Consider the following 20,673-nt stretch of genomic DNA (forward strand, 5'->3'; position numbering starts at 1 on the left):
TCTGCACAAGGACCGCGCCATGCCCGTTGCGTTGATTACCGGTTGTTCCAGCGGCATTGGCCGCGCCCTGGCCGATGCCTTCAAAGGTGCCGGCTATGAAGTCTGGGCCAGTGCGCGCAAGGCTGAGGACGTGGCGGTTTTGACCGCCGCCGGGTTCACTGCCGTGCAGCTGGACGTCAACGATGGCGCGGCACTCGAACAGTTGAGCGAACAGATCAATCAACGGCATGGCGGCCTCGATGTACTGATCAACAACGCCGGTTATGGGGCGATGGGCCCGCTACTGGACGGTGGCGTACCGGCCATGCAACGGCAGTTCGAAACCAATGTGTTTGCCATCGTCGGCGTGACGCGCGCGCTGTTTCCGGTGTTGCGCCGGGCCAAAGGGATCGTGGTGAATATCGGCAGTGTGTCCGGCGTATTGGTCACGCCGTTCGCGGGCGCGTATTGCGCGTCGAAAGCGGCGGTACACGCCTTGAGCGATGCGTTGCGCATGGAACTGGCGCCGTTTGGCGTGCGGGTGATGGAGGTACAACCGGGTGCTATCGCCTCCAGTTTTGCCAAGAATGCAGGGGCTGAGGCCGAGCAATTGATCAGCGAGCAGTCGCCGTGGTTTCCACTGCGAGAAGGCATCCGGGCGCGAGCCAAGGCGTCTCAGGACAACCCCACTCCGGCGAGTGAATTTGCCGCCGGTTTGCTCAAGGCCGTGCAGCAGAGCAAGCCGCCGCGGCTGATTCGTTTGGGCAATGGCAGCCGGGCGTTGCCGTTGTTGGCGGGGTTGTTGCCCAAGGGGGTGCTGGAGTCGGGGTTGATGAAGCGGTTCGGGTTGCGTGGGCAGCTCTGAAACCGAGTTGACGCCATCGCCAGCAGGCTGGCTCCCACAGGTCATGCACAGATTTTGAAATAGCGCTAATCCTGTGGGAGCCAGCCTGCTGGCGAAGGCGTCAGAACAGGTTCTGCACATTTTTCAGGAAACAACATGACCGACTACACCGAATACTTTGACGAAGTGATCCAGGCCCATGTGGCCATCGAACAATGGCTGGCCGAAGAACGGGATGCCACTGAACTTGAACACCTGCTGACACGTTTTTCCCCGCAGTTTTCCATGGTCTCGCCGTTGGGCCGGGTGCTGGATTTTGCGGCGTTGAACGAGTTGTTCACGCTGGCGGGCGGCAAGAAACTCGGGTTCCGGATCGAGCTGAGCGAATTGCGTGGCCTCGCGTTACATGACGGTGGTGCAACCGTGAGTTACCGCGAGCAACAGACCGATGCCACAGGCCTGCACTCCGATCGCCGCTCGACCGTGGTGTTCGAGAAGGTGGAAGGCAAGATTCTTTGGCGGCATTTGCATGAAACTTTCTGCAAGGCGTGAGACCGAATCGCGCCCTTCGCGAGCAAGCCCGCCCCCACATTCGATCGTATTTATCCAGGAAAAACTCGGTCAAGTGTGGGAGCGGCGGTGCGAAGATCAGTTAACCACCACCGTGCACGTAATCCCCGCCGCCAACAGCACCCCTTCCGGCACTTCATCAATGTGAATCCGCACCGGCACGCGCTGTGCCAGGCGCACCCAGTTGAAGGTCGGGTTTACATCCGCAATCAGCTCACGACTTTCCGGATTGTCGCGGTCGTAGATACCACGCGAGATGCTTTCCACATGCCCCTTGAGCACTTCGCCGCTCATCAGTTGCATGTCGGCCTTATCGCCCACTCGCACGTGCGGCAATTTGGTTTCCTCGAAGAAGCCGTAGACCCAGAACGAATTCATGTCGACCACGGCCATTTTCGCTTCGCCGATGCGCGCGTAGTCGCCGCGATGGACGTTGAGGTTGGTCACATAACCGTCCACCGCCGCCCGCACTTCGGTGCGTTTGAGGTTCAGTTCGGCCGCTTCCAGTTGCGCTTGCGCATGCTGGTAATCGGCGAGGGCCGAGTCGGCGATGTTGCTGGCGTCGTCGCGGTTTTCCTTGGAGATCACCAGGGCATCCATGTCGGCGCGGCGATGGGCGTTGACCTTGCGCATCTCCCACGTCGCCTTGCGTGAAGCCACCATCGCCTGCGCCTGTTTGACCGCGATACGGTAGTGCTCGGGGTCGATGCGCATCAGCAGGTCGCCCTTTTTCACCTGCTGGTTGTCGCGCACCGGCACGTCCACCACCTCACCGGTGACGTCGGCGGCGACGTTGATGATGTCGGCGCGCACCCGGCCGTCGCGGGTCCACGGCGTGTCCATGTAATGCACCCACAGGGTCCGGCCGATCCATAGCGCGAGGGCCAGCACCAGCAGGGTCGCAAGCAGGCTGAAAAGCTTTTTCATCAGGGCCTTCTTCAGTGATAGAGAGTCAACGGTAGACAGTCAGCGCCAGCGCGCCGAACAGACAGGTAAAGAGGCTCAGGCGCAGCAGCGCCGGGTGCCAGAAAAAACGGTACAGGTCGAACCCGGACAGGAACCGGTCAAGCGCCCAGGCCAGCGCCGCGGCAATGAAAAACATCAGCGTCATGGTCGGCATGTACACGCCGTGGAAGGCGATTTCACGAGGCATGTTCAAGTCCTTGAGGCGGGATGTTCACGTAGGCGGCGAGCGGTGATTGCGGGTCGAGCAACGAAGTGCGGATGAAGTGCAGGTAGCTCTTCACCCGACGTAATGCCGAGGTATCGAAGTGCGGGGCGAAGGGTTCGTCGGTGGCTTGTACGCGGCTGATCGCATGGTCCACCGCGATCAGGCCGCGCTCCAGATTGCTCTGGCTTGGTTGCAGGAACAGCCGCACCAGCGAGCGGCCCATTACGCGGATGGCCTGGCGCCACGGCTGCGATTCGGCATACGCCGGGTGCACCGGCAGAATCGCCTGTTCCTTGCGCAGTTCGATGATCGCGTGACCGACTTCCAGCACCACGAACATCCAGCGCAGCAAGTCCCGTTGCACCTGCGGCTGGCCGGCCGCGAGACCATAGGCCTGATGCAGCAAGTCACGCGTGCGGCTTTCGAAACTTGAGGCCAGGCCTTTGAGCTTGCCGCTGATCGCGTACACCACCTGTCCACGCAGATCCTGCTCCAGCCGACGCCACAACCAGCGACTGTTGGGCGGCAGGATGATCGCCCCCGCCGCCGCGCACACCAGCATGCCGAGCACCATGGCGATGTAGTCGTTGATGAAGGCGTAAGGGTTGTAGACGGTGAGGTTATCCGGCACCGAACCGGTGCTGAAGAAGATCAGCAAGCCGAGACCGACGCCGGCGTATTGCGGGCGCGAGGTCAGGAACGAACCGAGCACGATCACCGGCGCAAGCATCACGCACAGCAAGGGAAAACCGTCGATCCAGGGGAAGATGAAAAACATCTCGACGAAGCCGATCAGCGCGCCGAGGAACGTGCCGCAGGCCATCTGGAACGCCATGCGTTTTGGATTGGGCGTTGCGGCGGACAACCCGACAGTCGCCGCTGCAATCAGGGTCATGGTCGCCCCGCTCGGCCACGCCGTTGCGACCCAATAGCTGCCGAGTACAACCAGAATGAATGCCGCGCGAATCCCCGAAGCGGCGGATGCCAGCCAGTTGGTTTGCGGGGTGAACGGCTCGTCCCATCGCTCGCGTTCATGGCGGTGATCGGCCAGGGACGCGTGGGTCTGCGCATAACTGTGCAGGTCGTCGACAAAACGGTAGAGCAGCTCGTACGCGGTGTGGAAATCGAGCAGTTCGGCGTCGCTCGGGTTGCGCTCCTGAAAGCTCGCCCGCAGGCTGCGAACCCTGGCCGGCAGCCCTTCCTTGTAAACGCTCAGCGCGATGACCAACCGTGCCGCATCGGGGCTGGTCAAGGCACGACCGCTGAAACCGTCGAGCACTTCCGCCAGGTCTTGCAAGCCCGGTTTGATGGCCGCGACCACGTGATCGGCATCGCTGCTGCGCAAGCGTTCAAGCAGTTGGTGCAAGGCGTTGAAGCGCGTCGTGATGCCCATGAACTCGCTGTTCAGACGACTGAGTCGACCGTTGCGCCGACGCATGTGCGGGTCTTCGAACACGGTGACGCTGCGCAGCCCTTCCAGGCCGACCGCCTCAGCGATGAAGCGCACATTGCTCGCTTCAAAAGCGTCCCGCTTGCTACGACCACGCAAACCATCGGTGACGAACAAGGCGAACACACCGAAGCGCTGATACAAGGCGTTGCGCATTGCCGCACTGGCGGTTTGCGGCAGGATTGCGGCGCTGACCACGGTGGCGCAGAGAATCCCCAGCGAGATTTCCAGCACGCGCCAGACCGCCGCCATGAATGCGCCATCCGGATGTGCAAGCGCGGGCAACCCGACCATCGCCGCCGTATAGCCGGCCAGGACAAAACCATACGCACGGAAGTTGCGATAACGTGCGGCACCCGCCGAGCAGATGCCGACCCAGATCGCCAGCGAACCGAGGAACAGTTCGGTGTTTTGCGCGAACAAGGCAATCAGCGCGACCATCACGGCCGACCCGGTCAAGGTGCCGAGAAAACGGTAGAAACTCTTGGCGAACACCTGACCGCTTTGCGGCTGCATGACGATGAACACCGTGATCATCGCCGTGCGCGGCTGCGGCAATTCCAGACGCATCGCCAGCCACAGGGTCATGAACGCGGCGATCAACACCTTGAAAATGTAGACCCAGGTCACGCCGTCACTGCGTGCCCAGTCAAAGAAACCCCGGCGCCATTCGAGGGAATACAGCCAGCGCAGAGGTGCGGGCAAGGGGGTCATGGAATCCTGCTCAGTAAAACCTGTGGGAGCCAGCCTGCTGGCGATAGCGGAGTATCAGTCGACATCAATGTTGGTGGTGGCCCCCTCATCGCCAGCAGGCTGGCTCCCACAGGTAGTGTGTTCAACGTAAAAGGCTCGGGGTTTTCGGGACCTGGGTCTGTTCGGCAGTCGGCACATCGTTGCCCGTACCGAGTCCACCGCCGAGCGCCGTCACCAGTTCGGCATGCGCACTGAGCCGCGCAGCCTGAACCTGTTGCTGCACCTGCTGCTGTTTGAACAACAACGTCTGGGCGTTGAGCACGTTGAGGTAATCGGTGAGCCCGCGTTGCCAGGCGATCATCGCGATGTCGTAGGTTTTCTGCGCGGTGGCCACGGACTCGGCGGCGAAGGTTTGCTGCTTGTCCATGGACTCGCGGCGGATCAACTGGTCGGAGATGTTCTTCAGCGCGTTGACCAGCGTCTGGTTGTACTTCGCCACAGCGATGTCATAACCGGCGGAGGCTTCACCCAGTTCGGCCCGCAAACGGCCACCGTCGAAAATCGGCAGCGAGATCGCCGGGCCGACGCTGTAATTGAGTTTCCTGCCGGTCAAAAACTCCAGCGCTCCGCCGCCAGTGGCCATGTAGCCGAGGCTGCCGACCAGATCGACGTTGGGGTAGAAACCGGCGTGAGCCACATCGATGCCCCGCGCCTGGGCCGCGACTTGCCAGCGACTGGCGACCACGTCCGGGCGTTGGCCGAGCAATTGCGCGGGCAGCGACGACGGCAATTTCAGCGCCGTGGCCAACGCCAGCGTCGGCCGCTGCAACTGCGCACCGTCGCCCGGCCCCTTGCCTGCAAGGGCTGCGAGCTGGTTGCGGCTGAGGGCTATCTCTTCATCAAGGGCATCGAGCTGGCGGTGGGTTTCCGGCAGCGGCGTTTCGGCCTGGCTGACTTCGAAGTGCGTGCCGATACCGCCGCTCAGACGCTTCTGTGCGAGGTCGAGAATTTGCTGTTGCTGTTTCAGGGTAGCAGCGACGATGTCCCGTTGCGCGTAATGCAGCGACAGTTCGATATAGGCGCGCACGATATTGTTCTGCAATTCGAGCCGGGCCAGGCGCGCTTCGGCGACGCTCATGTGCGCCATGTCCACGGCACGCTCGGTGGCATTGCTTTCGCGGCCCCAAAGGTCGAGGGCATAGCTGAAGCCCAGTGCAGCGTTGTTGTCCCAGGTCGTCGTATTGGCCAGCTCGCCCGGCCCGTAGAACTGATCGGTGGGCCAGTTGTGGCGCTTGAGGGTGGATTGGCCATTGATCTGCAGCGACTCGGCGGATTCGGCGATGCCGGCCATGGATCTGGCCTGACGCACTCGCGCGGCCGCCATGGCCATGGTCGGGCTGCCTTGCAGGGCGAGATCGATCCAGCGATTCAGTTGCGGGTCGCCGTAGGCTTGCCACCATTGTGCGGTGGGCCAGTGAGCGTCCTGCGCGGCGCTCTGGATGGCTTCGTCGGTGGCCAGTGAATTGGCCTCCAGTGCCTTGCCCTGCGGGGCAATACCTCCGGTTCCGATGCAGCCGCTGATTGCCAGGGTTAAAGCCAAAACACTGAGCGTCTGAAGCGCTCTGCTGATGCGACGCGGCACTGCTGCGATTTCCTGAGAGGGGGAGAAGTCTCCCCTGTAGGAGCTGCCGAAGGCTGCGTCTACAGGAGTGCCCGCAATTCTAGGGGTGGGTCCTGGTCGCGATAAGCCGGGATTCCTGTGAATCTTTGTTACCGTTCACGCGATAATCCCTTGGTCGGGGTCTCAGATCCTGAAACGTTGTGTCACAATTTGCCATCGCACCCGAGAGCACCCCATGGACACTTTGCAAAACATGCGCGCCTTCAGTTACGTGGCCGAGGCCGGCAGCTTCACCGCCGCCGCCGTGCAACTCGACACCACCACGGCCAACGTCTCGCGCGCGGTCTCCAACCTGGAAGCCCACCTGCAAACCCGCCTGCTCAACCGCACCACCCGCCGCATCGCCCTGACCGAGGCCGGCAAGCGCTACCTGTTGCGCTGCGAGCAGATCCTGGCCTACGTCGAAGAAGCCGAGGCCGAGGCCAGTGACGCCCACGCGCGCCCGGCCGGGCAGCTCAAGGTGCACACCATGACCGGCATCGGTCAGCACTTCGTGATCGACGCCATTGCCCGCTATCGCAAGACTCACCCTGACGTGACCTTCGACCTGACCATGGCCAACCGTGTGCCGGACTTGCTCGACGAGGGTTACGACGTGTCGATCGTCCTTGCCAGCGAACTGCCGGATTCGGGTTTCGTCTCCCAACGCCTGGGCATCACCTACAGCATCGTCTGCGCCTCGCCGGCGTATGTGAAAGCCAACGGTTGCGCGCATAAACCCAGCGACTTGCTGAACCATGCGTGCCTGCGCCTGGTCAGCCCGGTGATCCCATTGGAGAAGTGGACCTTCGACGGGCCTGAAGGTCAGGAAATGGTCACCATCCACAGCTCGCCGTTTCTGGTGAACTCGGCGGACGCGATGAAGACCGCGATCACCAGCGGCATGGGCGTCGGCGTGTTGCCGGTGTATGCGGCGATTGAAGGGTTGCGTAACGGTTCGCTGGTGCGGGTGATGCCGAATTACCGGTCGCAGGAACTGAACCTGTACGCGATCTACCCCTCGCGGCAGTACCTGGATGCGAAGATCAAGACCTGGGTCGAGTATTTGCGCGGTTCCTTGCCGGATATCCTGGCGGCGCATCAGGCGGAACTGGCGGCGTATGAGTTGAGCGGGAGTCTGGCAGGGGCTCGACTGGCGAACTAACCCCACCCACCCGTAGGCGCCGGCTTGCTGGCGCCTACGAAGGGCTGCGGACGCCCGGTAGCTTCGGGGGACTCGCACACTATCCGGGAAGAATGTTAGCGTGCTTGGCATTCTCCCCGCCCGACGAGCCCTCCTCCCATGAAAAAAACCGTCCTCGCCTTCAGCCGCATCACGCCAGACATGATCGAACGCCTCAAGCAGGACTTCGACGTCATCGTGCCCAACCCGAAAAACGGCGACATCAACGCTCAATTCAACGAAGCCCTGCCCCACGCCCATGGCCTGATCGGCGTGGGTCGCAAGCTTGGCCGGGCGCAACTGGAGAACGCGAGCAAACTGGAAGTGGTGTCCAGCGTGTCGGTCGGCTACGACAACTACGACGTCGCCTATTTCAACGAACGCGGGATCATGCTGACCAACACGCCTGATGTCCTCACCGAAAGCACCGCGGACCTGGCCTTCGCCCTGCTGATGAGCAGCGCCCGCCGTGTTGCCGAGCTGGACGCCTGGACCAAGGCCGGCCAATGGCAAGCGACCGTCGGCGCCCCGCTGTTCGGCACCGACGTCTATGGCAAAACCCTGGGCATCGTCGGCATGGGCAATATCGGTGCGGCCATCGCCCGTCGCGGTCGGCTCGGCTTCAACATGCCAGTCATCTACAGCGGCAACAGCCGCAAAACCGCGCTGGAACAAGAACTCGGCGCGCAGTTCCGTAGCCTGGATGAGCTGTTGGCCGAGGCCGATTTTGTCTGCCTGGTGGTGCCGCTCAGCGAGAAAACCAAACACCTGATCAGCCGCCGAGAACTGGCGTTGATGAAGCCCAGTGCGATTCTGATCAACATCGCCCGTGGCCCGGTGGTGGACGAACCGGCGCTGATCGAAGCGCTGCAAAACAATCAGATCCGTGGCGCCGGGCTGGATGTATACGAGAAGGAACCGTTGGCCGAATCGCCGCTGTATCAACTGAAAAACGCAGTGACCTTGCCGCACATCGGCTCGGCGACCCACGAAACCCGCGAGGCCATGGCCAACCGTGCGCTGGCCAATCTGCGCAGCGCACTGCTGGGCGAGCGGCCGCAGGATCTGGTCAATCCGCAAGTCTGGAAAGGCTGACTGACACGGGCAGACGTGGTTAACGTCTGCCCGGCCAATTACGCCAGCTTGCCGTTCCCCTGCACCATCGGCGCCTTGGGTTTACGAAACACCAGCACGTTACCCAGCATCACCAACACCAGCCCTGCCAGCGCCGGTGCGGTCCATTGGTAGCCTTCGACAAACGCCGACACATTGAGCGCCACCACCGGGAACAACACCGTGCAATAGGCTGCACGCTCAGGGCCCATGCGCCCGACCAACGTCAGGTAGGCCGTGAAACCAATCACCGAACCCGGAATGACCAGGTAAAGCAGCGAGCCGATATAACGTGCATTCCATTCCATGTCGAAGGGAATGCCTTTGACCAGGCACCACACCGACAGCATCGCCGCGCCGTAGGCCATGCCCCAGGCGTTGGTGGTCAGCGGCTTGAGACCGGCCTTTTGCTGCAGGCTCGACAACATGTTGCCCGCCGAGAAACACAGCGTTCCAAGCAACGCCAGCCCCAGGCCAAGCAAGGTTTCGGGGCTGGCGGTGTGGCCAACCAGTTCTGGCCAGAACAGCAAACCCAGCCCCAGCAAACCGAGTGCACCACCCAACAGAACGTTGCGGGCGATCTTCTGGCCGAAGAACACCCGCGCATTCAGGGCATTCCACAGCGTGGCAGTGGAAAACACCACGGCCACCAGGCCGCTGGGTATCCACTGGCTGGCGGTCAGGAAGCACATGAAATTGATGCAAAACAGGCACAGCCCTTGCGCCAGGCAGATCAAGTGCCCGCGACGGTTCATCACTTGCAGCTTGCGGCTGAGCAACAGCAGCACGAACAGCACCAGTGCGGCGAGGCCGAAGCGATAGACGATCGACACCGGAATCGCCACCACCCCCAATTGCCATTTCAGGGCAATCCAGGTGGTGCCCCAGATCAGTACGGTCAGCAGGTACAGCGAAAGGTTCATGGCGAAGGCTCCGGATGGTGCAATGCGGTCTGCTTTTGTGGCGAGCGAGCTTGGCTCCGGGCGGCGATCCGACGCGGGGCTGCGAAGCGACCCTTTTTTGTGAGTGCTGCGCACTCAAGCGGGAGCAAGCTCCCTCGCCACAGGGCATTGTCTGATTAAGGATCCAGTGTGCTGCGCCGAACGCGCACGCACTTGCATAAACTTGCGCTTTTGTCGGCCCGGAGGCTGGCAGGCCAATGTCTACGGAGTAGGATGCGAAGCGTTGGAGAAACGATCATGCCCGCACTGGAAACCCTGCAAGTCTTTCAAGCACTCAACCGCTCGCCCAATGCTCGCCTCGAGCACAGCGCCGAGCTCGGTGACGGCATGGCTGCAGCCTTGTGGAACAACCATCACGATGCCCAGGATTACGAGGCGCCGAGCCATCACACCTTGTCCTGTTACATCGCGGGCGGCACCGGTACCTTTCGCCGTGACCAGCCCGGCACCAAGGGTGGCCCGGACAAACTGTGTATCCTGCCCGCCGACCATCAGTCAGGCTGGGTGATCAACGGCGACATTCGCCTGGCTCATCTGTATTTCAGCCCCGAACAGTTCGCCCTCGGTTGTGTCACGTTGCTCGACCGCGAACCTCGCGAATTGCAATTGCGCGAAGGGACGTTTCTCGACGATCCGCAGCAGGCCCGGCGTTTTCGCCAGATGCTCACCCTCAGTTGGGATGAACCCGGCGAACGCCTGCTCACCAGCAGCCTGGCCCATGAGATGCTCAGCCACGTGTTGCTCTGCCAGGTCGGGATGCGCGAGGGTTTGCGGCTCAAGGGTGGTTTGGCTGCACATCAGCGACGGCAGTTGGTCGAGTTCATCGACCATCAGTTGGCCGAAGCCATCAGCCTGGGGCAGTTGGCGGGCTTGTGTGCGCTGTCGGAATATCACTTTGCGCGGATGTTTCGGGAGAGCTTTGGATTGCCGCCGCATCAGTATGTGTTGGCGCGGCGCTTGAGCCGGGCGCAGGAATTACTGCGCGCGACATCGCAGCCGTTGGGGGAGATTGCGCTGGCCTGCGGGTTTGCCAGTGCGAGTCACTTTACCAACCGGTTTCGGCAGGTTCTCGGCGGGACGCCTGGCGAGTATCGCCAGGCGTTTTTGCGCTGATTGAGAGTCCGCCATCGCGGGCAGGCCCGCGAAGAACGATGACGCGGTATCCGGTCAAAATTCCAAAGTGCTGGATAGCGAAATCTGCCGCGCATCCCCCATCGACACAAAGAACCGGCTCGCCGCCGACGTGTAGTAAGTGCGATCAAACAGGTTTTTCACGTTGAGCTGAAACTTCACCTTCTGCCCCTCGACCTTGGTGTCGTAGGTGGCGAATGCATCGGCCACGGTATAGCTCGGCAGGTCGAAATCATTCACTGCGTTGCCCGCCCGCTCACCGACATACCGCGCGCCCGCGCCGACCCGCAACTGATCGCCACCGACAATGGTGCCGAAGTCGTAGACCGCCGACAGCGAGCCGGTGTTCCTGGCGACGTTTTGCAGTTTCTTACCTTTGTAATCCGGGTCTTCAGTGACTTCGGCATCGGTGTAGGCATAGCTGCCGATCATGCTCCAGCGGTCACTGAGCTGGCCGGTCAAATCCACTTCCAGCCCACGGGAACGCACTTCGCCGGCGGCGCTGTAGATCGTCACCGGTCCTTCGGAATTGGCCACCAGCACGTTGCGCTTCTTGATGTCGAACAACGCGACGTTACCCGTCACACGCCCCGGAATGTCCAGCTTCGCCCCCACTTCCCAGGACTTGGCTTCTTCCGGCGCAACGCTGCCGTCGAGTACGGTGCTGCTGCCGCTCAACGGGGCGATGGTCGAGTTGGGTTTGAACGATTCGGTGTAGCTGCCGTAGAACGACAACGCGTCGGTGTAGCGATACACCAGTCCCGCACGTGGCACCCATTTCTGACCATTGCTGTCGGTGTTGGCCTTGAACGGCACGCCTTTGCCGGCGTACTGGTCGTACTCCTGGAAACGGCCGCCAGCCACCAGAATCCACTGGTCGGTGAGGTGGATCGAGTCCTGCAGGAACAGCGAATCGCTGCGCAGTCTATCGGTCTGCGCGCTGTCGGCCGGGCTGACGGTGGTGCCGGCGACTTCACGGCCATAGACCGGGTTGAGGTAGCTGAAGGTGGTCAGGCTTTTCTGGCGGATCAGGTCTTCGCGGTAGATCTTGCGGTACTCGTCATCGACGCCGAACACCAGGTCGTGCTGCATGCCCAGCACATTGACCTTGCCTTCGAGGCTGGCGGTGGTGAAGCGGTCGGTGCTGATCGCGTTTTGCGTGCCGTCCATGCTGCGGGTCAGCGTGCCTTTGGCGGTGTTGATGGCCGTGACGCGCACCTGGCTGGCGTCGTAGGTTTCACGGTTCCAGCTGTAGCCGAAGTGCGCTTTCCAGTTGTCGTTGAGCTCGTGGTCAGCCTCGAAGTGATACAGGTCCGAGCGCCCTTCCATATTGTTGAACGGCTCGTCGAGGCGTCGATTGCGGGAGATGTCCAGCGGATGGTTGTCGCGCGGGTCGATCAGCGTTCCGCGGTCGAACGGGGTCAGGAATTCACGGTGTTCGTAGGCGAACAACAGCTTGGTGCTTTCGCCGAACCAGGCCAGCGATGGCGCCACCAGGGTTTCGCGGTGGGTGCCGAAGTTGCGCCAGTAATCTTCGTCTTCGTGGTCCAGCACCATGCGGTACGCCAGCCCGGACTCACCGAGTGCGCCGGTGCTGTCGAGGCCACCACCGCTGCCGTTTTTGCCGTCGCCGTAAGTCGAGCCGCGCAGGGTCAACGCGTTGTACTGCTCGAGTTCAGGTTTCTTGCTGACCATGTTGACCACACCGCCCGGGTCCTGAATGCCGTAGAGCAACGAGGCCGGGCCCTTCAGCACTTCGACCCGATCGACTGTGGCGTTGAGGCCACGCCCCTGAATCACCGGCATGCCGTCGCGCATGATCGAGCCGTTGCGGTTATCGCCGAAGCCACGGGTCATCACCGAATCCTGGGTGCTGCCCAGCGTGTTGCCCTGGGTGATGCCGCTGACGTTGGCCAGCGCGTCGTCGAGGTTGCGTGGCGCCTGATCACGAATGACCTGTGCCGGGATCACGTTGACGGTCTGGGGGATTTCCTGGAGCAAGGCCGACGAGCGCATCACCAAACTGGTGGGCGGCGGCTGGTAACTCATGGTTTGATCCATCACCGAGGTGATGGTGGTCGCGCCCAGGTTCAACGCGCCTTCGGTGGGCTGCGGTTCCAGCGCCAGGGTGTGAGCATCGGTGCGACGGAAGGTCAATCCCGAACCGCTGAGCAAACGCTGGATCGCTTGTTCGGCGCTCATCTGCCCGCTGACCGCTGGCGCGGTAACGCCGTACGGTGCTTCGTCGGTATAGACCACGCTGATGCCGGTAATCCGGCTGAAGTCGCTCAAGGCCTGGGGTAGCGGTTTGGCATCCATCGCAAAATTGAACTGCGAACGCTGCTGCGCCGTGCCGGCCTCAGCGGCCAATGCCACGCTCAATGGCAACAACGCCAATGCCGAAATGCTCAGTGCTGAGGCACCCAACCACTGTTTGACCGAACCCGATTTTGCCCTGGACTTCATTGCTCATGACCTGTGTAGAACCGTACGGATGCGAATGACTCGCAGTTTCAGTCACTACACGGATGGCGCCCGGGTTTACCTCACCCTGATTTTGAAAATATTTGAAAAGATCTTTTGACTTTGCTTCACCGCAAAATAATCAACGGCCCCACAGAGTGCTGCTCAAATCCCATCACCCCCTGCAACGAACTCAACACCGCCTGCGGGTCCTTGCCCGGAAAACTGCCACTGATGCGCCGCGCCGCCAGTTCATCATTGAGCAGCACAATCCGCCCCGGGTAGTAACGTCGCAGATCCTCCACCACATCAGCCAGTGGCACCTTGTAGTAATTGAGCCAGCCCTGGCGCCACGCCAACTGCGCTTCGCTGTCCACGGCTCGCAGTTTGTCCGCCGAGCCTTCGCCATACGCCACTTGCTGGCCGGCGGTCAGAATCTGCTGTTCGGTGTGATTGTCCGCTGTCACACCGACCCGGCCGGACAACACCGTCACTTGTGCACCGTGAGGTTGCAAACGCACTTCAAACTGCGTCCCCAGCACCCGCGCCTGCCCCTTTTCCGCAGCAACCACAAACGGTTCGCCCGTATGCGTGACGCTGAAGAAACCAGCGCCGCGCCGCAACTGGACGCGGCGCTCGCCCCGAGTGAAATCCACGGCGATGGCACTGTCGGCATCCAGGGTGACTTGCGATTGATCCGCCAACGTGACGGTGCGAATTTCCCCCGGTGCCGACACATAATCAGCGCCAAGATCATCGACCCAGCGCAGCGGCTGCCAGCCTGAACCGAGGCTGAGCATCAACAACAGGCACGCCGCCATCGCCAGCGCACCGGACCAACGCCGAACACCGCTGCGACGCGATTGACCCATGCTGTTGAGGTAGCGCTGCAAGGCGAATGCGTCTTCGTTGGCCAGCGTGCGCGCCGGGCCTTCGCTCAACTCCCACACCACTTGCGCCCGGGCGTAGGCCTCGGCATGCGCGGGATCGGCCTGCAACCAATGGCTGAACGTGGCCTGGTCGCCACTGCTCGGCTGGTCATGTAACAGACTCAGCCAGGCGAAAGCGGCCTGCTCCTGAGCGAGCGTCGGGGTGACGCGGTCAAGCTGATTCACGGTGCTTTCCCTGGCGTGCGCGATTCGGGATCCCGCAGGCTGGCCTTGCAGGCTTCGAGGGCGCGCATCATATGTTTTTCCACGGCACTCTGGGACAACCCCATGGCCTTGGCGATCTCCGCGTATTTACGGCCGTGGATGCGATTGAGCAGAAAAATCTGCCGCGTGCGCTCGGGCAACGCGCGCAACGCGGCTTCGACGTGGCGCAAATCATTGCCGGCCTCCAGTGCGGCCTGGGGTTCACTGCCATGGCTGTCGGGTTGATCCGGTTGCCAGCCTTCATTGACCCGAACCCGCGCGCCTTCGCTGCGCAAGTGGTCGATGGCGATGTTGCCGGCGCAGCGCAACAGGTACGTGCTGAGCTCTTCGACCTGCACCAGCGGCCGGCGCCAGAAGCGCAAAAACAAGTCCTGCACCAGGTCCGCTGCCGTTGCCCGGCACCCGACACGACGGTTCACCAGCGCTTCCATTTGCGAACGCTGGGACAAGAACACCTGCAGGAAATGCGCACGCGCGCCGCGAGGCTCTTCGTCGTGGGAATCAGGAGGACGGGTGATCATCAGGTCAATACTGCGCAAACGCGGCAACAGGGCTGACGAGCAGACTCAGACCGGCCAGTGACAACACCAGACGCGGTCGATAGGGCATCAACAGCACCAGCAGCAATGCACTGAGCATCAGCACCGCAAACCACTCCACCAACCCAAGCCCCCAACCGGTCGAAGCCAACGCCGCCCACAGCGACAAGGCCAGTAACAGCCAGCCACCAAGTTTCATCAGTTGGCGGCGACGGGCCGACGGCTTGCGGCCCAACAGCTCGGCATGATGCCGGTCCATCGATAAACACAACGCGGTGAAACCACCGTAACAGAGCAACAGGGCCAGCAACATTCAGTTCGCCTCGCGCTCAAGGGTGATCGGTTGCGCACGCTGTCGGGTGACGACTGCAGCCTGTGCCGAGCGCTGCATTTTCCACGCAGCCCAGGCGAAAAACACACCGCTGCCCAGGCACGTCAGGTCGAAACCGGCCATCGCCCAATCGCCCTGCACCAGCGTGACGCCCAAGTGATAGGGCGTGGTCAGGGCGTTCAGCAGCGGCACCGCGCCAAACAGCAGCGCCGCCAGCGCCAACTGCTCGACCCACGCCGCACGGCCACGACGGACCATGGCATGCAACACGCTCAGGCCCCAGACGATAAAGAAGCTGTTCACTTCCCAATCCGCCCGCCCGGCCATGTCCACCGGCAATCCGCGATTGGCCCAGAAGAACGCGGCCACGGCGACCATCAGCCCGGACATGCTGGCGATGTTCAGCACCTCCACCAGCCGCAACTCGAAGGGCATCACGCCGCTTTTCGCATGCTTGAGCTGACGCTTGCCGAGCCAGACCACCAGCCCGGTACCGATCATCGCCGTGCCGGCCAACCCGCAGATAAAGTACAGCCAGCGCAGCACCGGGTCGGCAAAACGGCCCATATGCAAACCGTAGAAACTGCCGGCAATCGCCCTCGGCAGCGATTGCTCCGGCGTGGTGCCGAGCAATTGTCCGGTCACGCCGTTGAAGGTCGCCGCGCGGCCAAAGTCATGGACCACGCGATCGGCACCGTCACGCACGAGCACCACCGAAGCGTTCGCATCGCCTGGATTGTTCACGGTGAGCCGCCCGACCCGCCCGCCCGACCACTGCTCCCGAGCCTTTTCCAGCAGCGGTGCCAGCGGCGCCAGTTCAGCCGGTTTGCCCGCCAGCTCCGGGGTAGCAGATGCCGGGAACACCTCATCGAAAAACGCCCGCACATCACCGTTGTACGAAGCCAGAATGCTGGCCGGCATCACCATCGACATGAAAATCACCAGGCTGCTGTAGGTGATCATCAGGTGAAACGGCAGTACCAGCACACCCACCGCGTTGTGCCCGTCGAGCCAGGAGCGCTGGCCCTTGCGCGGACGGAAGGTGAAGAAGTCCTTGAAGATTTTCTTGTGGGTGATGATCCCGCTGATCAGCGCGACGAACATCGCCATGGCGGCGATGGTCGACAACCAGCGGCCCCACGGATAGGGCATTTGCAGTTGGAAGTGGAAACGGTAGAAGAACTCGCCGCCCATGGTTTCGCGGCCCTGCACTTCGGCGCCGGTTTGCGGGTCGAGAAGTTTTTCCGTGAACTGACCACGTTCGCCACGCTTGGCCGGGGTCTGCTGCCAGCGTACTGACAGGCCGGGCTCGCGGGCATCGGGCAGGTCGATGAGCCAGCGCGAGGCACCGGCGGCGTGTTGCTGAAGGTAGTTCTGCGCCAGGGTCAGACTGGCTTCGGAGGTCACCGAACGGGCAGGAATTTCCGGTTGCATCCAGTGGCTGATCTCGTCCTTGAAGTAGGCCAGTGTGCCGGTCAGGAAAATCGCGAACAGTAACCAGCCGAAGATCAACCCGGCCCAGGTATGCAGCCAGGCCATCGCCTGACGGAAGCCCTCTTTCATGAATGGCCCACCCAGTAAGCCAGCCCTGACACCGCGGCCAGCATCAGGCTCGCCACGATCACCCCGAACCAGGCTCGCCACGCGCTCTGACAGGCAAAGCACCAGATCACCGCGCACAGGTAGGCCAGAAACGAGGTCATCATCCCGGTCACCACGGCGTCGGCGCGGGCCATGGGCACCCACAGACTCAGGCTGACACTGGCGAGCGCCGCGACGATATAGCCGCCCACCACGGCAGCGAGCAGTCGCGACGTGACGGCCAATCGATAGGAAACGGGGAGTGCTTTCATGTTTCGACCTTGAAACGGGTGAGGCCGCGAGAAAGTCAGGGGGCCAACAAGGTCGCAATATTAATGATAAATATTCTCATACGCAAAAAAGATCCGGTTTTTCCTGCGTTTGATCCAACGATGCCTGGAGGCAAACATCACTGTGGCGAGGGGATTTATCCCCGTTGGGCTGCGAAGCGGCCCCAAAATCTGCAATCACGGGGTGCCTGATATCCATTTACGACTGCTTCGCAGCCGAACGGGGATAAATCCCCTCGCCACAGGTATTGATCAACCTGAGAATTAGCCAACCCCTGAAACAAGAACGGGCCTGCATCAGCAGGCCCGTTTTCAGAGGTGGAAAGACAAATAGTGATTCAGGCGTCAGCCGTTTTGTGCAGCCTGTTCGTTCTCGAGAAACTCGTCTTCCAGCAGCGCATCGGCAGTGGGCCTTTCGAACGGCACTATAGCGGCACGTGGTTTGCCCCGCAGTTTGCCGAACAGGTGTTCCAGCGCGTGTTCGAGTTTTTCAGCCGCACCGTCGATCGCCAGTTCCAGGTTTGCGGCTTTGTGGGTAACAGAAATCGGTTGGTGGCCTTTTGGCCGCGCTTCCAGCTGGCAGCGCATGTCGTGGGGACCGGGCTTGTCGCCGTTCTCGTCCCGCAGGTGGACCTCGACGCGTGTCAGGTCCTCTTCATAACGTTCGAGCGTGCTCTCAATGGTAGTACGTACCCACTCCTCCAGTCGGATGCTGCTTTGAATATGGTTATCGCTGTTGACTTGGATTTGCATAGTTCATCCCTTATTTCAGCTAGCTCGCGAGAGGCCCTTCGGCTGGCCCTTGGGCGTCATCACCGTGACCTCTTACCTACACAATCGGTCTGTGCGCCGAACATTTCAACCCCTGAAAAAAGATAAATTTTCATTCGCAAAAAAAGCCGGACAAGGAGCAAAAGCGCTGTTAAGGTCGGGAGTTGGGTCGCTTCACTTCTTTGTCACAAATACTCACATCTGCCGCTCTGCCAGCGGGTGCAGGCTTCGAAAAACGCCCGCCTCCTCCACCAGCCAGTCATGCACTGCACGCACGCCCGGATGGCTCAGCGCCCCCGGCGCATACAGCAGCATGTAACGCTTGTGATTCGGCACCGCCAGACCAAACGGCACAATCAACGCTCCGCGTTCCAGCTCATCATTCAGCAAGGTGCGCCGCGCAATCGCCACGCCCATACCGGCAATCGCCGCCTCGATGGTCAGGTGGTTGCGATTGAAGGTGTGCCCGCGCCGCACATCCGCGCCTTCGTATCCGATGGCGTTGAGATAGAACTCCCATTCCGCGTACTCATAACTGCCGCGCCAGGCCGTGATGTCGTGCAACAGCGGAAAGTGCGACAGGTCTGCCGGGCCATGCAACGGCGGCCGCCCGCGCAACAGACTCGGCGCGCAGACCGGGAAGATCTGCTCGTCGAGCAAGGTTGTGGACATCAGGCCGGGGTAACTGCCATCGTTCAGATCGATCGCCAGGTCGAAGTCGCCCTCGTGCAACGGCACGCTGCTGTCCTCCGCCACCAGGCGCAATTGAATGTCTGGAAACCGCTGCTGCAAGCGCGGTAGACGCGGGGTCAGCCATTTGCTCAGGAACGAGGGAATCGAGCGCACCCGCAAAATCCCGCTGATCATTCCGGCGTCCAGTCGTCGCAATTCGGCGTCGATGCTGCCGTAAGCCTCGTTGACCGTAATGGCCAGTCGCTGGCCATGCGCGCTCAACTCCACCCCCCGCGCACGCCGGTGAAACAGTCGGAACCCTAGCCGTTCTTCCAGTTGGCGGATTTGCTGACTGACCGCACCCGGTGTGATGTGCAGTTCTTCGGCACAACGGGTGAACGACAAGTGCCGCGCGGCACAGGAAAACACGTGCAGCCAGACGTAAGTCTGGGCGTGCAATTGGCGACTCATTGTTTAGTCCTGCTAAAGGCTGTCTTAGGAAGTTTCGTTAGTCACGTAGGACCGAGACGCGCAGTATCGCTGACATTGCGCTTGTCCTACAAAAATGGCGGCGATTTCTCTTCCATTGCTTGTATAGGCTTTAGCATGGCTATCAGTGTTTTTGATCTTTTCAAAGTCGGCATCGGTCCGTCCAGTTCCCACACCGTCGGCCCGATGCGCGCCGCCGCGACCTTCGCCCAGGCACTGATCGAGCAGAATCTGCTCAATGCCGTCCGTCGGGTGGAAATCCGCCTGTACGGCTCCCTGTCCGCAACCGGAGTCGGTCACGCTACCGACCGGGCCTGCGTCATGGGCCTGATGGGCGAATGGCCGGACAGCATCGATCCGACCTGCATCGACAGCCGCATCAACACATTGCTGGAGACCGGCGAACTGAATCTGGCCGGCCAAACCACCATTGCCTTCGACTGGCACCGCGATTTGCTGCTGCTTGATGAGAGCCTGCCCTACCACCCCAACGCCATGTCTCTGACAGCCTTCGGCGAAACCGGTGAGCTGTCGGAGCAAACGTACTACTCGATCGGCGGTGGTTTCATCATCGAAGCGGCCGAAGCCGAATCCGGCATCGCTCCGACCAGCGACGTAGTGCTGCCGTACGATTTCTCCAGCGCTGCCGAATTGCTCAAGCTGTGCAATCAGCATGGACTCAGGGTTTCCGAGTTGATGATGGCCAATGAACTGGCCTGGCGCAGCGAAGCCGACATCCGTCAGGGCTTGCTGCATATCTGGTCGGTGATGCGCGAGTGCGTCGAGCAGGGCTTGCGCCACGAAGGGATCCTGCCCGGCGGTCTGAATGTTCCGCGTCGGGCGGCGAAATTGCACCGCAGCCTGTTGGAAATCGGAAAGCCGAATGTCATCACTTCGACGCTGTCGGCGATGGAATGGGTGAACCTGTTCGCCCTTGCCGTGAACGAAGAAAACGCCGCCGGCGGACGGATGGTCACCGCGCCAACCAATGGCGCGGCCGGGATCATTCCCGCCGTCCTGCACTACTACATGAAGTTCAACCCGGACGCGTCGGACGATGATGTCGTGGCGTTCTTTTTGGGCGCTGCAGCCGTAGGAATTCTCTGCAAGAAAAACGCTTCCATCTCCGGTGCCGAAGTTGGCTGCCAAGGCGAAGTCGGCTCGGCCTGCGCCATGGCCGCCGCCGGTTTGGCGGACGTACTCGGTGCTACCCCGGAGCAACTGGAAAACGCCGCCGAAATCGGCCTGGAACATAACCTCGGCCTGACGTGCGACCCGGTCGGCGGCCTGGTACAGGTGCCGTGCATCGAGCGCAATGCCATCGCTGCCGTGAAGGCGATCAACGCCACGCAAATGGCCCTGCGCGGCGACGGCAAACACTTCATTTCCCTGGACCGGGTGATCCGCACCATGCGCGACACCGGCGCCGACATGCACGACAAATACAAAGAGACTTCACGAGGCGGCCTGGCTGTCAGCTGGGTGGAGTGCTGATCGGTCTGATTGCACTGTCAGCGATCATCGACTCATTCATGCCCTGAAACGGGCAGGCAAAAAGAAGGCGGGCCATAGAGCCCGCCTCTTTTATCCCGCGATCATTGTCCGACAACCTTTCCGGCATGCCCCT

Annotated in this window: 19 protein-coding genes; 6 read left to right on the top strand and 13 right to left on the bottom strand. The window is 61.6% G+C overall.

Annotated elements, in window-relative coordinates:
- Positions 1–19 precede the first annotated feature (19 nt).
- A complete protein-coding gene (locus ACM6I5_RS03090; protein WP_414883163.1) occupies positions 20–844 on the top strand; it encodes an SDR family oxidoreductase in 825 nt (274 codons plus the stop codon).
- 135 nt (positions 845–979) lie between these two features.
- Positions 980–1,375: a DUF4440 domain-containing protein gene (locus tag ACM6I5_RS03095; protein WP_414879406.1), complete on the top strand. Its 396-nt coding sequence runs from the start codon at positions 980–982 to the stop codon at positions 1,373–1,375.
- A 96-nt stretch (positions 1,376–1,471) separates the two neighbouring features.
- Here the strand turns inward: ACM6I5_RS03095 and ACM6I5_RS03100 are convergent, their stop codons facing one another.
- From ACM6I5_RS03100 to ACM6I5_RS03115, 4 genes are all read right to left on the bottom strand, one after another.
- Positions 1,472–2,320, bottom strand: coding sequence for an efflux RND transporter periplasmic adaptor subunit (locus tag ACM6I5_RS03100; RefSeq protein WP_414879405.1), 849 nt, complete (start codon positions 2,318–2,320; stop codon positions 1,472–1,474).
- A gap of 25 nt (positions 2,321–2,345) precedes the next feature.
- On the bottom strand, positions 2,346–2,546 hold the full coding sequence (locus ACM6I5_RS03105) for a DUF1656 domain-containing protein (RefSeq protein WP_007896379.1): 201 nt from the start codon (positions 2,544–2,546) through the stop codon (positions 2,346–2,348).
- Positions 2,536–4,728, bottom strand: coding sequence for an FUSC family protein (locus tag ACM6I5_RS03110; RefSeq protein WP_414879404.1), 2,193 nt, complete (start codon positions 4,726–4,728; stop codon positions 2,536–2,538). The genes ACM6I5_RS03105 and ACM6I5_RS03110 overlap by 11 nt, the downstream gene beginning before the upstream one ends.
- A 121-nt stretch (positions 4,729–4,849) precedes the next feature.
- Entirely contained in the window at positions 4,850–6,349 is a 1,500-nt protein-coding gene (locus ACM6I5_RS03115; protein WP_414883164.1) for an efflux transporter outer membrane subunit, read from the bottom strand.
- A gap of 214 nt (positions 6,350–6,563) precedes the next feature.
- Here ACM6I5_RS03115 and ACM6I5_RS03120 point away from each other — a divergent pair, with 214 nt between their 5' ends.
- Both ACM6I5_RS03120 and ACM6I5_RS03125 read left to right on the top strand, forming a co-directional pair.
- A complete protein-coding gene (locus ACM6I5_RS03120; protein WP_017336614.1) occupies positions 6,564–7,532 on the top strand; it encodes a LysR family transcriptional regulator in 969 nt (322 codons plus the stop codon).
- 138 nt (positions 7,533–7,670) lie between these two features.
- The gene (locus tag ACM6I5_RS03125; protein ID WP_414879402.1) at positions 7,671–8,645 is read left to right on the top strand and encodes a 2-hydroxyacid dehydrogenase; all 975 of its coding nucleotides are present in this window, start codon (positions 7,671–7,673) and stop codon (positions 8,643–8,645) included.
- Positions 8,646–8,683: 38 nt separating this feature from the next.
- Here ACM6I5_RS03125 and ACM6I5_RS03130 read toward each other — a convergent pair whose 3' ends face one another.
- Positions 8,684–9,586 carry a DMT family transporter gene (locus tag ACM6I5_RS03130; protein ID WP_017336612.1) on the bottom strand — a complete coding sequence of 301 codons (903 nt, stop codon included), beginning with the start codon at positions 9,584–9,586 and terminating at the stop codon, positions 8,684–8,686.
- Between the two features lie 276 nt (positions 9,587–9,862).
- On the opposite strand from ACM6I5_RS03130, the gene ACM6I5_RS03135 reads away from it, so the two are divergent.
- Positions 9,863–10,738, top strand: coding sequence for a helix-turn-helix domain-containing protein (locus ACM6I5_RS03135; RefSeq protein WP_414883165.1), 876 nt, complete (start codon positions 9,863–9,865; stop codon positions 10,736–10,738).
- Between the two features lie 54 nt (positions 10,739–10,792).
- Here the strand turns inward: ACM6I5_RS03135 and ACM6I5_RS03140 are convergent, their stop codons facing one another.
- The 8 genes from ACM6I5_RS03140 to ACM6I5_RS03175 form a co-directional block, all read right to left on the bottom strand.
- The gene (locus ACM6I5_RS03140; protein WP_414883166.1) at positions 10,793–13,222 is read right to left on the bottom strand and encodes a TonB-dependent siderophore receptor; all 2,430 of its coding nucleotides are present in this window, start codon (positions 13,220–13,222) and stop codon (positions 10,793–10,795) included.
- Between the two features lie 125 nt (positions 13,223–13,347).
- On the bottom strand, positions 13,348–14,334 hold the full coding sequence (locus tag ACM6I5_RS03145; RefSeq protein ID WP_414879399.1) for a FecR family protein: 987 nt from the start codon (positions 14,332–14,334) through the stop codon (positions 13,348–13,350).
- Positions 14,331–14,894, bottom strand: coding sequence for an RNA polymerase sigma factor (locus ACM6I5_RS03150; protein ID WP_414883167.1), 564 nt, complete (start codon positions 14,892–14,894; stop codon positions 14,331–14,333). The genes ACM6I5_RS03145 and ACM6I5_RS03150 overlap by 4 nt, the downstream gene beginning before the upstream one ends.
- Before the next feature lie 4 nt (positions 14,895–14,898).
- Positions 14,899–15,225, bottom strand: a complete 327-nt coding sequence (locus ACM6I5_RS03155) for a DUF3325 domain-containing protein (protein WP_414883168.1) — start codon at positions 15,223–15,225, stop codon at positions 14,899–14,901.
- On the bottom strand, positions 15,226–16,806 hold the full coding sequence (locus tag ACM6I5_RS03160) for a PepSY-associated TM helix domain-containing protein (protein WP_414879396.1): 1,581 nt from the start codon (positions 16,804–16,806) through the stop codon (positions 15,226–15,228).
- Positions 16,803–17,096, bottom strand: coding sequence for a DUF3649 domain-containing protein (locus ACM6I5_RS03165; RefSeq protein WP_017336605.1), 294 nt, complete (start codon positions 17,094–17,096; stop codon positions 16,803–16,805). Before ACM6I5_RS03165 ends, ACM6I5_RS03160 begins: the two co-directional genes overlap by 4 nt.
- 363 nt (positions 17,097–17,459) lie before the next feature.
- On the bottom strand, positions 17,460–17,867 hold the full coding sequence (locus ACM6I5_RS03170; RefSeq protein WP_017336601.1) for an HPF/RaiA family ribosome-associated protein: 408 nt from the start codon (positions 17,865–17,867) through the stop codon (positions 17,460–17,462).
- Positions 17,868–18,080: 213 nt separating this feature from the next.
- Positions 18,081–19,028 carry a LysR substrate-binding domain-containing protein gene (locus tag ACM6I5_RS03175; RefSeq protein ID WP_414883169.1) on the bottom strand — a complete coding sequence of 316 codons (948 nt, stop codon included), beginning with the start codon at positions 19,026–19,028 and terminating at the stop codon, positions 18,081–18,083.
- A gap of 135 nt (positions 19,029–19,163) precedes the next feature.
- Here ACM6I5_RS03175 and ACM6I5_RS03180 point away from each other — a divergent pair, with 135 nt between their 5' ends.
- Positions 19,164–20,540 carry an L-serine ammonia-lyase gene (locus ACM6I5_RS03180; RefSeq protein WP_017336599.1) on the top strand — a complete coding sequence of 459 codons (1,377 nt, stop codon included), beginning with the start codon at positions 19,164–19,166 and terminating at the stop codon, positions 20,538–20,540.
- Positions 20,541–20,673: the final 133 nt, after the last annotated feature.

It is taken from the genome of Pseudomonas sp. IT-P171 (assembly GCF_949767765.1).
Taxonomy (GTDB): Bacteria; Pseudomonadota; Gammaproteobacteria; order Pseudomonadales; family Pseudomonadaceae; genus Aquipseudomonas; species Aquipseudomonas fluorescens_B.

What these genes read in the sequence shown, in the direction of transcription:
- ACM6I5_RS03165 (WP_017336605.1), bottom strand. Translation starts at nt 17,096, where the DNA reads ATGAAAGCACTCCCCGTTTCCTATCGATTGGCCGTCACGTCGCGACTG.
- ACM6I5_RS03105 (WP_007896379.1), bottom strand. Translation starts at nt 2,546, where the DNA reads ATGCCTCGTGAAATCGCCTTCCACGGCGTGTACATGCCGACCATGACG.
- ACM6I5_RS03160 (WP_414879396.1), bottom strand. Translation starts at nt 16,806, where the DNA reads ATGAAAGAGGGCTTCCGTCAGGCGATGGCCTGGCTGCATACCTGGGCC.
- ACM6I5_RS03150 (WP_414883167.1), bottom strand. Translation starts at nt 14,894, where the DNA reads ATGATCACCCGTCCTCCTGATTCCCACGACGAAGAGCCTCGCGGCGCG.
- ACM6I5_RS03180 (WP_017336599.1), top strand. Translation starts at nt 19,164, where the DNA reads ATGGCTATCAGTGTTTTTGATCTTTTCAAAGTCGGCATCGGTCCGTCC.
- ACM6I5_RS03090 (WP_414883163.1), top strand. Translation starts at nt 20, where the DNA reads ATGCCCGTTGCGTTGATTACCGGTTGTTCCAGCGGCATTGGCCGCGCC.
- ACM6I5_RS03095 (WP_414879406.1), top strand. Translation starts at nt 980, where the DNA reads ATGACCGACTACACCGAATACTTTGACGAAGTGATCCAGGCCCATGTG.
- ACM6I5_RS03140 (WP_414883166.1), bottom strand. Translation starts at nt 13,222, where the DNA reads ATGAAGTCCAGGGCAAAATCGGGTTCGGTCAAACAGTGGTTGGGTGCC.
- ACM6I5_RS03120 (WP_017336614.1), top strand. Translation starts at nt 6,564, where the DNA reads ATGGACACTTTGCAAAACATGCGCGCCTTCAGTTACGTGGCCGAGGCC.
- ACM6I5_RS03175 (WP_414883169.1), bottom strand. Translation starts at nt 19,028, where the DNA reads ATGAGTCGCCAATTGCACGCCCAGACTTACGTCTGGCTGCACGTGTTT.
- ACM6I5_RS03130 (WP_017336612.1), bottom strand. Translation starts at nt 9,586, where the DNA reads ATGAACCTTTCGCTGTACCTGCTGACCGTACTGATCTGGGGCACCACC.
- ACM6I5_RS03135 (WP_414883165.1), top strand. Translation starts at nt 9,863, where the DNA reads ATGCCCGCACTGGAAACCCTGCAAGTCTTTCAAGCACTCAACCGCTCG.
- ACM6I5_RS03125 (WP_414879402.1), top strand. Translation starts at nt 7,671, where the DNA reads ATGAAAAAAACCGTCCTCGCCTTCAGCCGCATCACGCCAGACATGATC.
- ACM6I5_RS03110 (WP_414879404.1), bottom strand. Translation starts at nt 4,728, where the DNA reads ATGACCCCCTTGCCCGCACCTCTGCGCTGGCTGTATTCCCTCGAATGG.
- ACM6I5_RS03170 (WP_017336601.1), bottom strand. Translation starts at nt 17,867, where the DNA reads ATGCAAATCCAAGTCAACAGCGATAACCATATTCAAAGCAGCATCCGA.
- ACM6I5_RS03155 (WP_414883168.1), bottom strand. Translation starts at nt 15,225, where the DNA reads ATGTTGCTGGCCCTGTTGCTCTGTTACGGTGGTTTCACCGCGTTGTGT.
- ACM6I5_RS03100 (WP_414879405.1), bottom strand. Translation starts at nt 2,320, where the DNA reads ATGAAAAAGCTTTTCAGCCTGCTTGCGACCCTGCTGGTGCTGGCCCTC.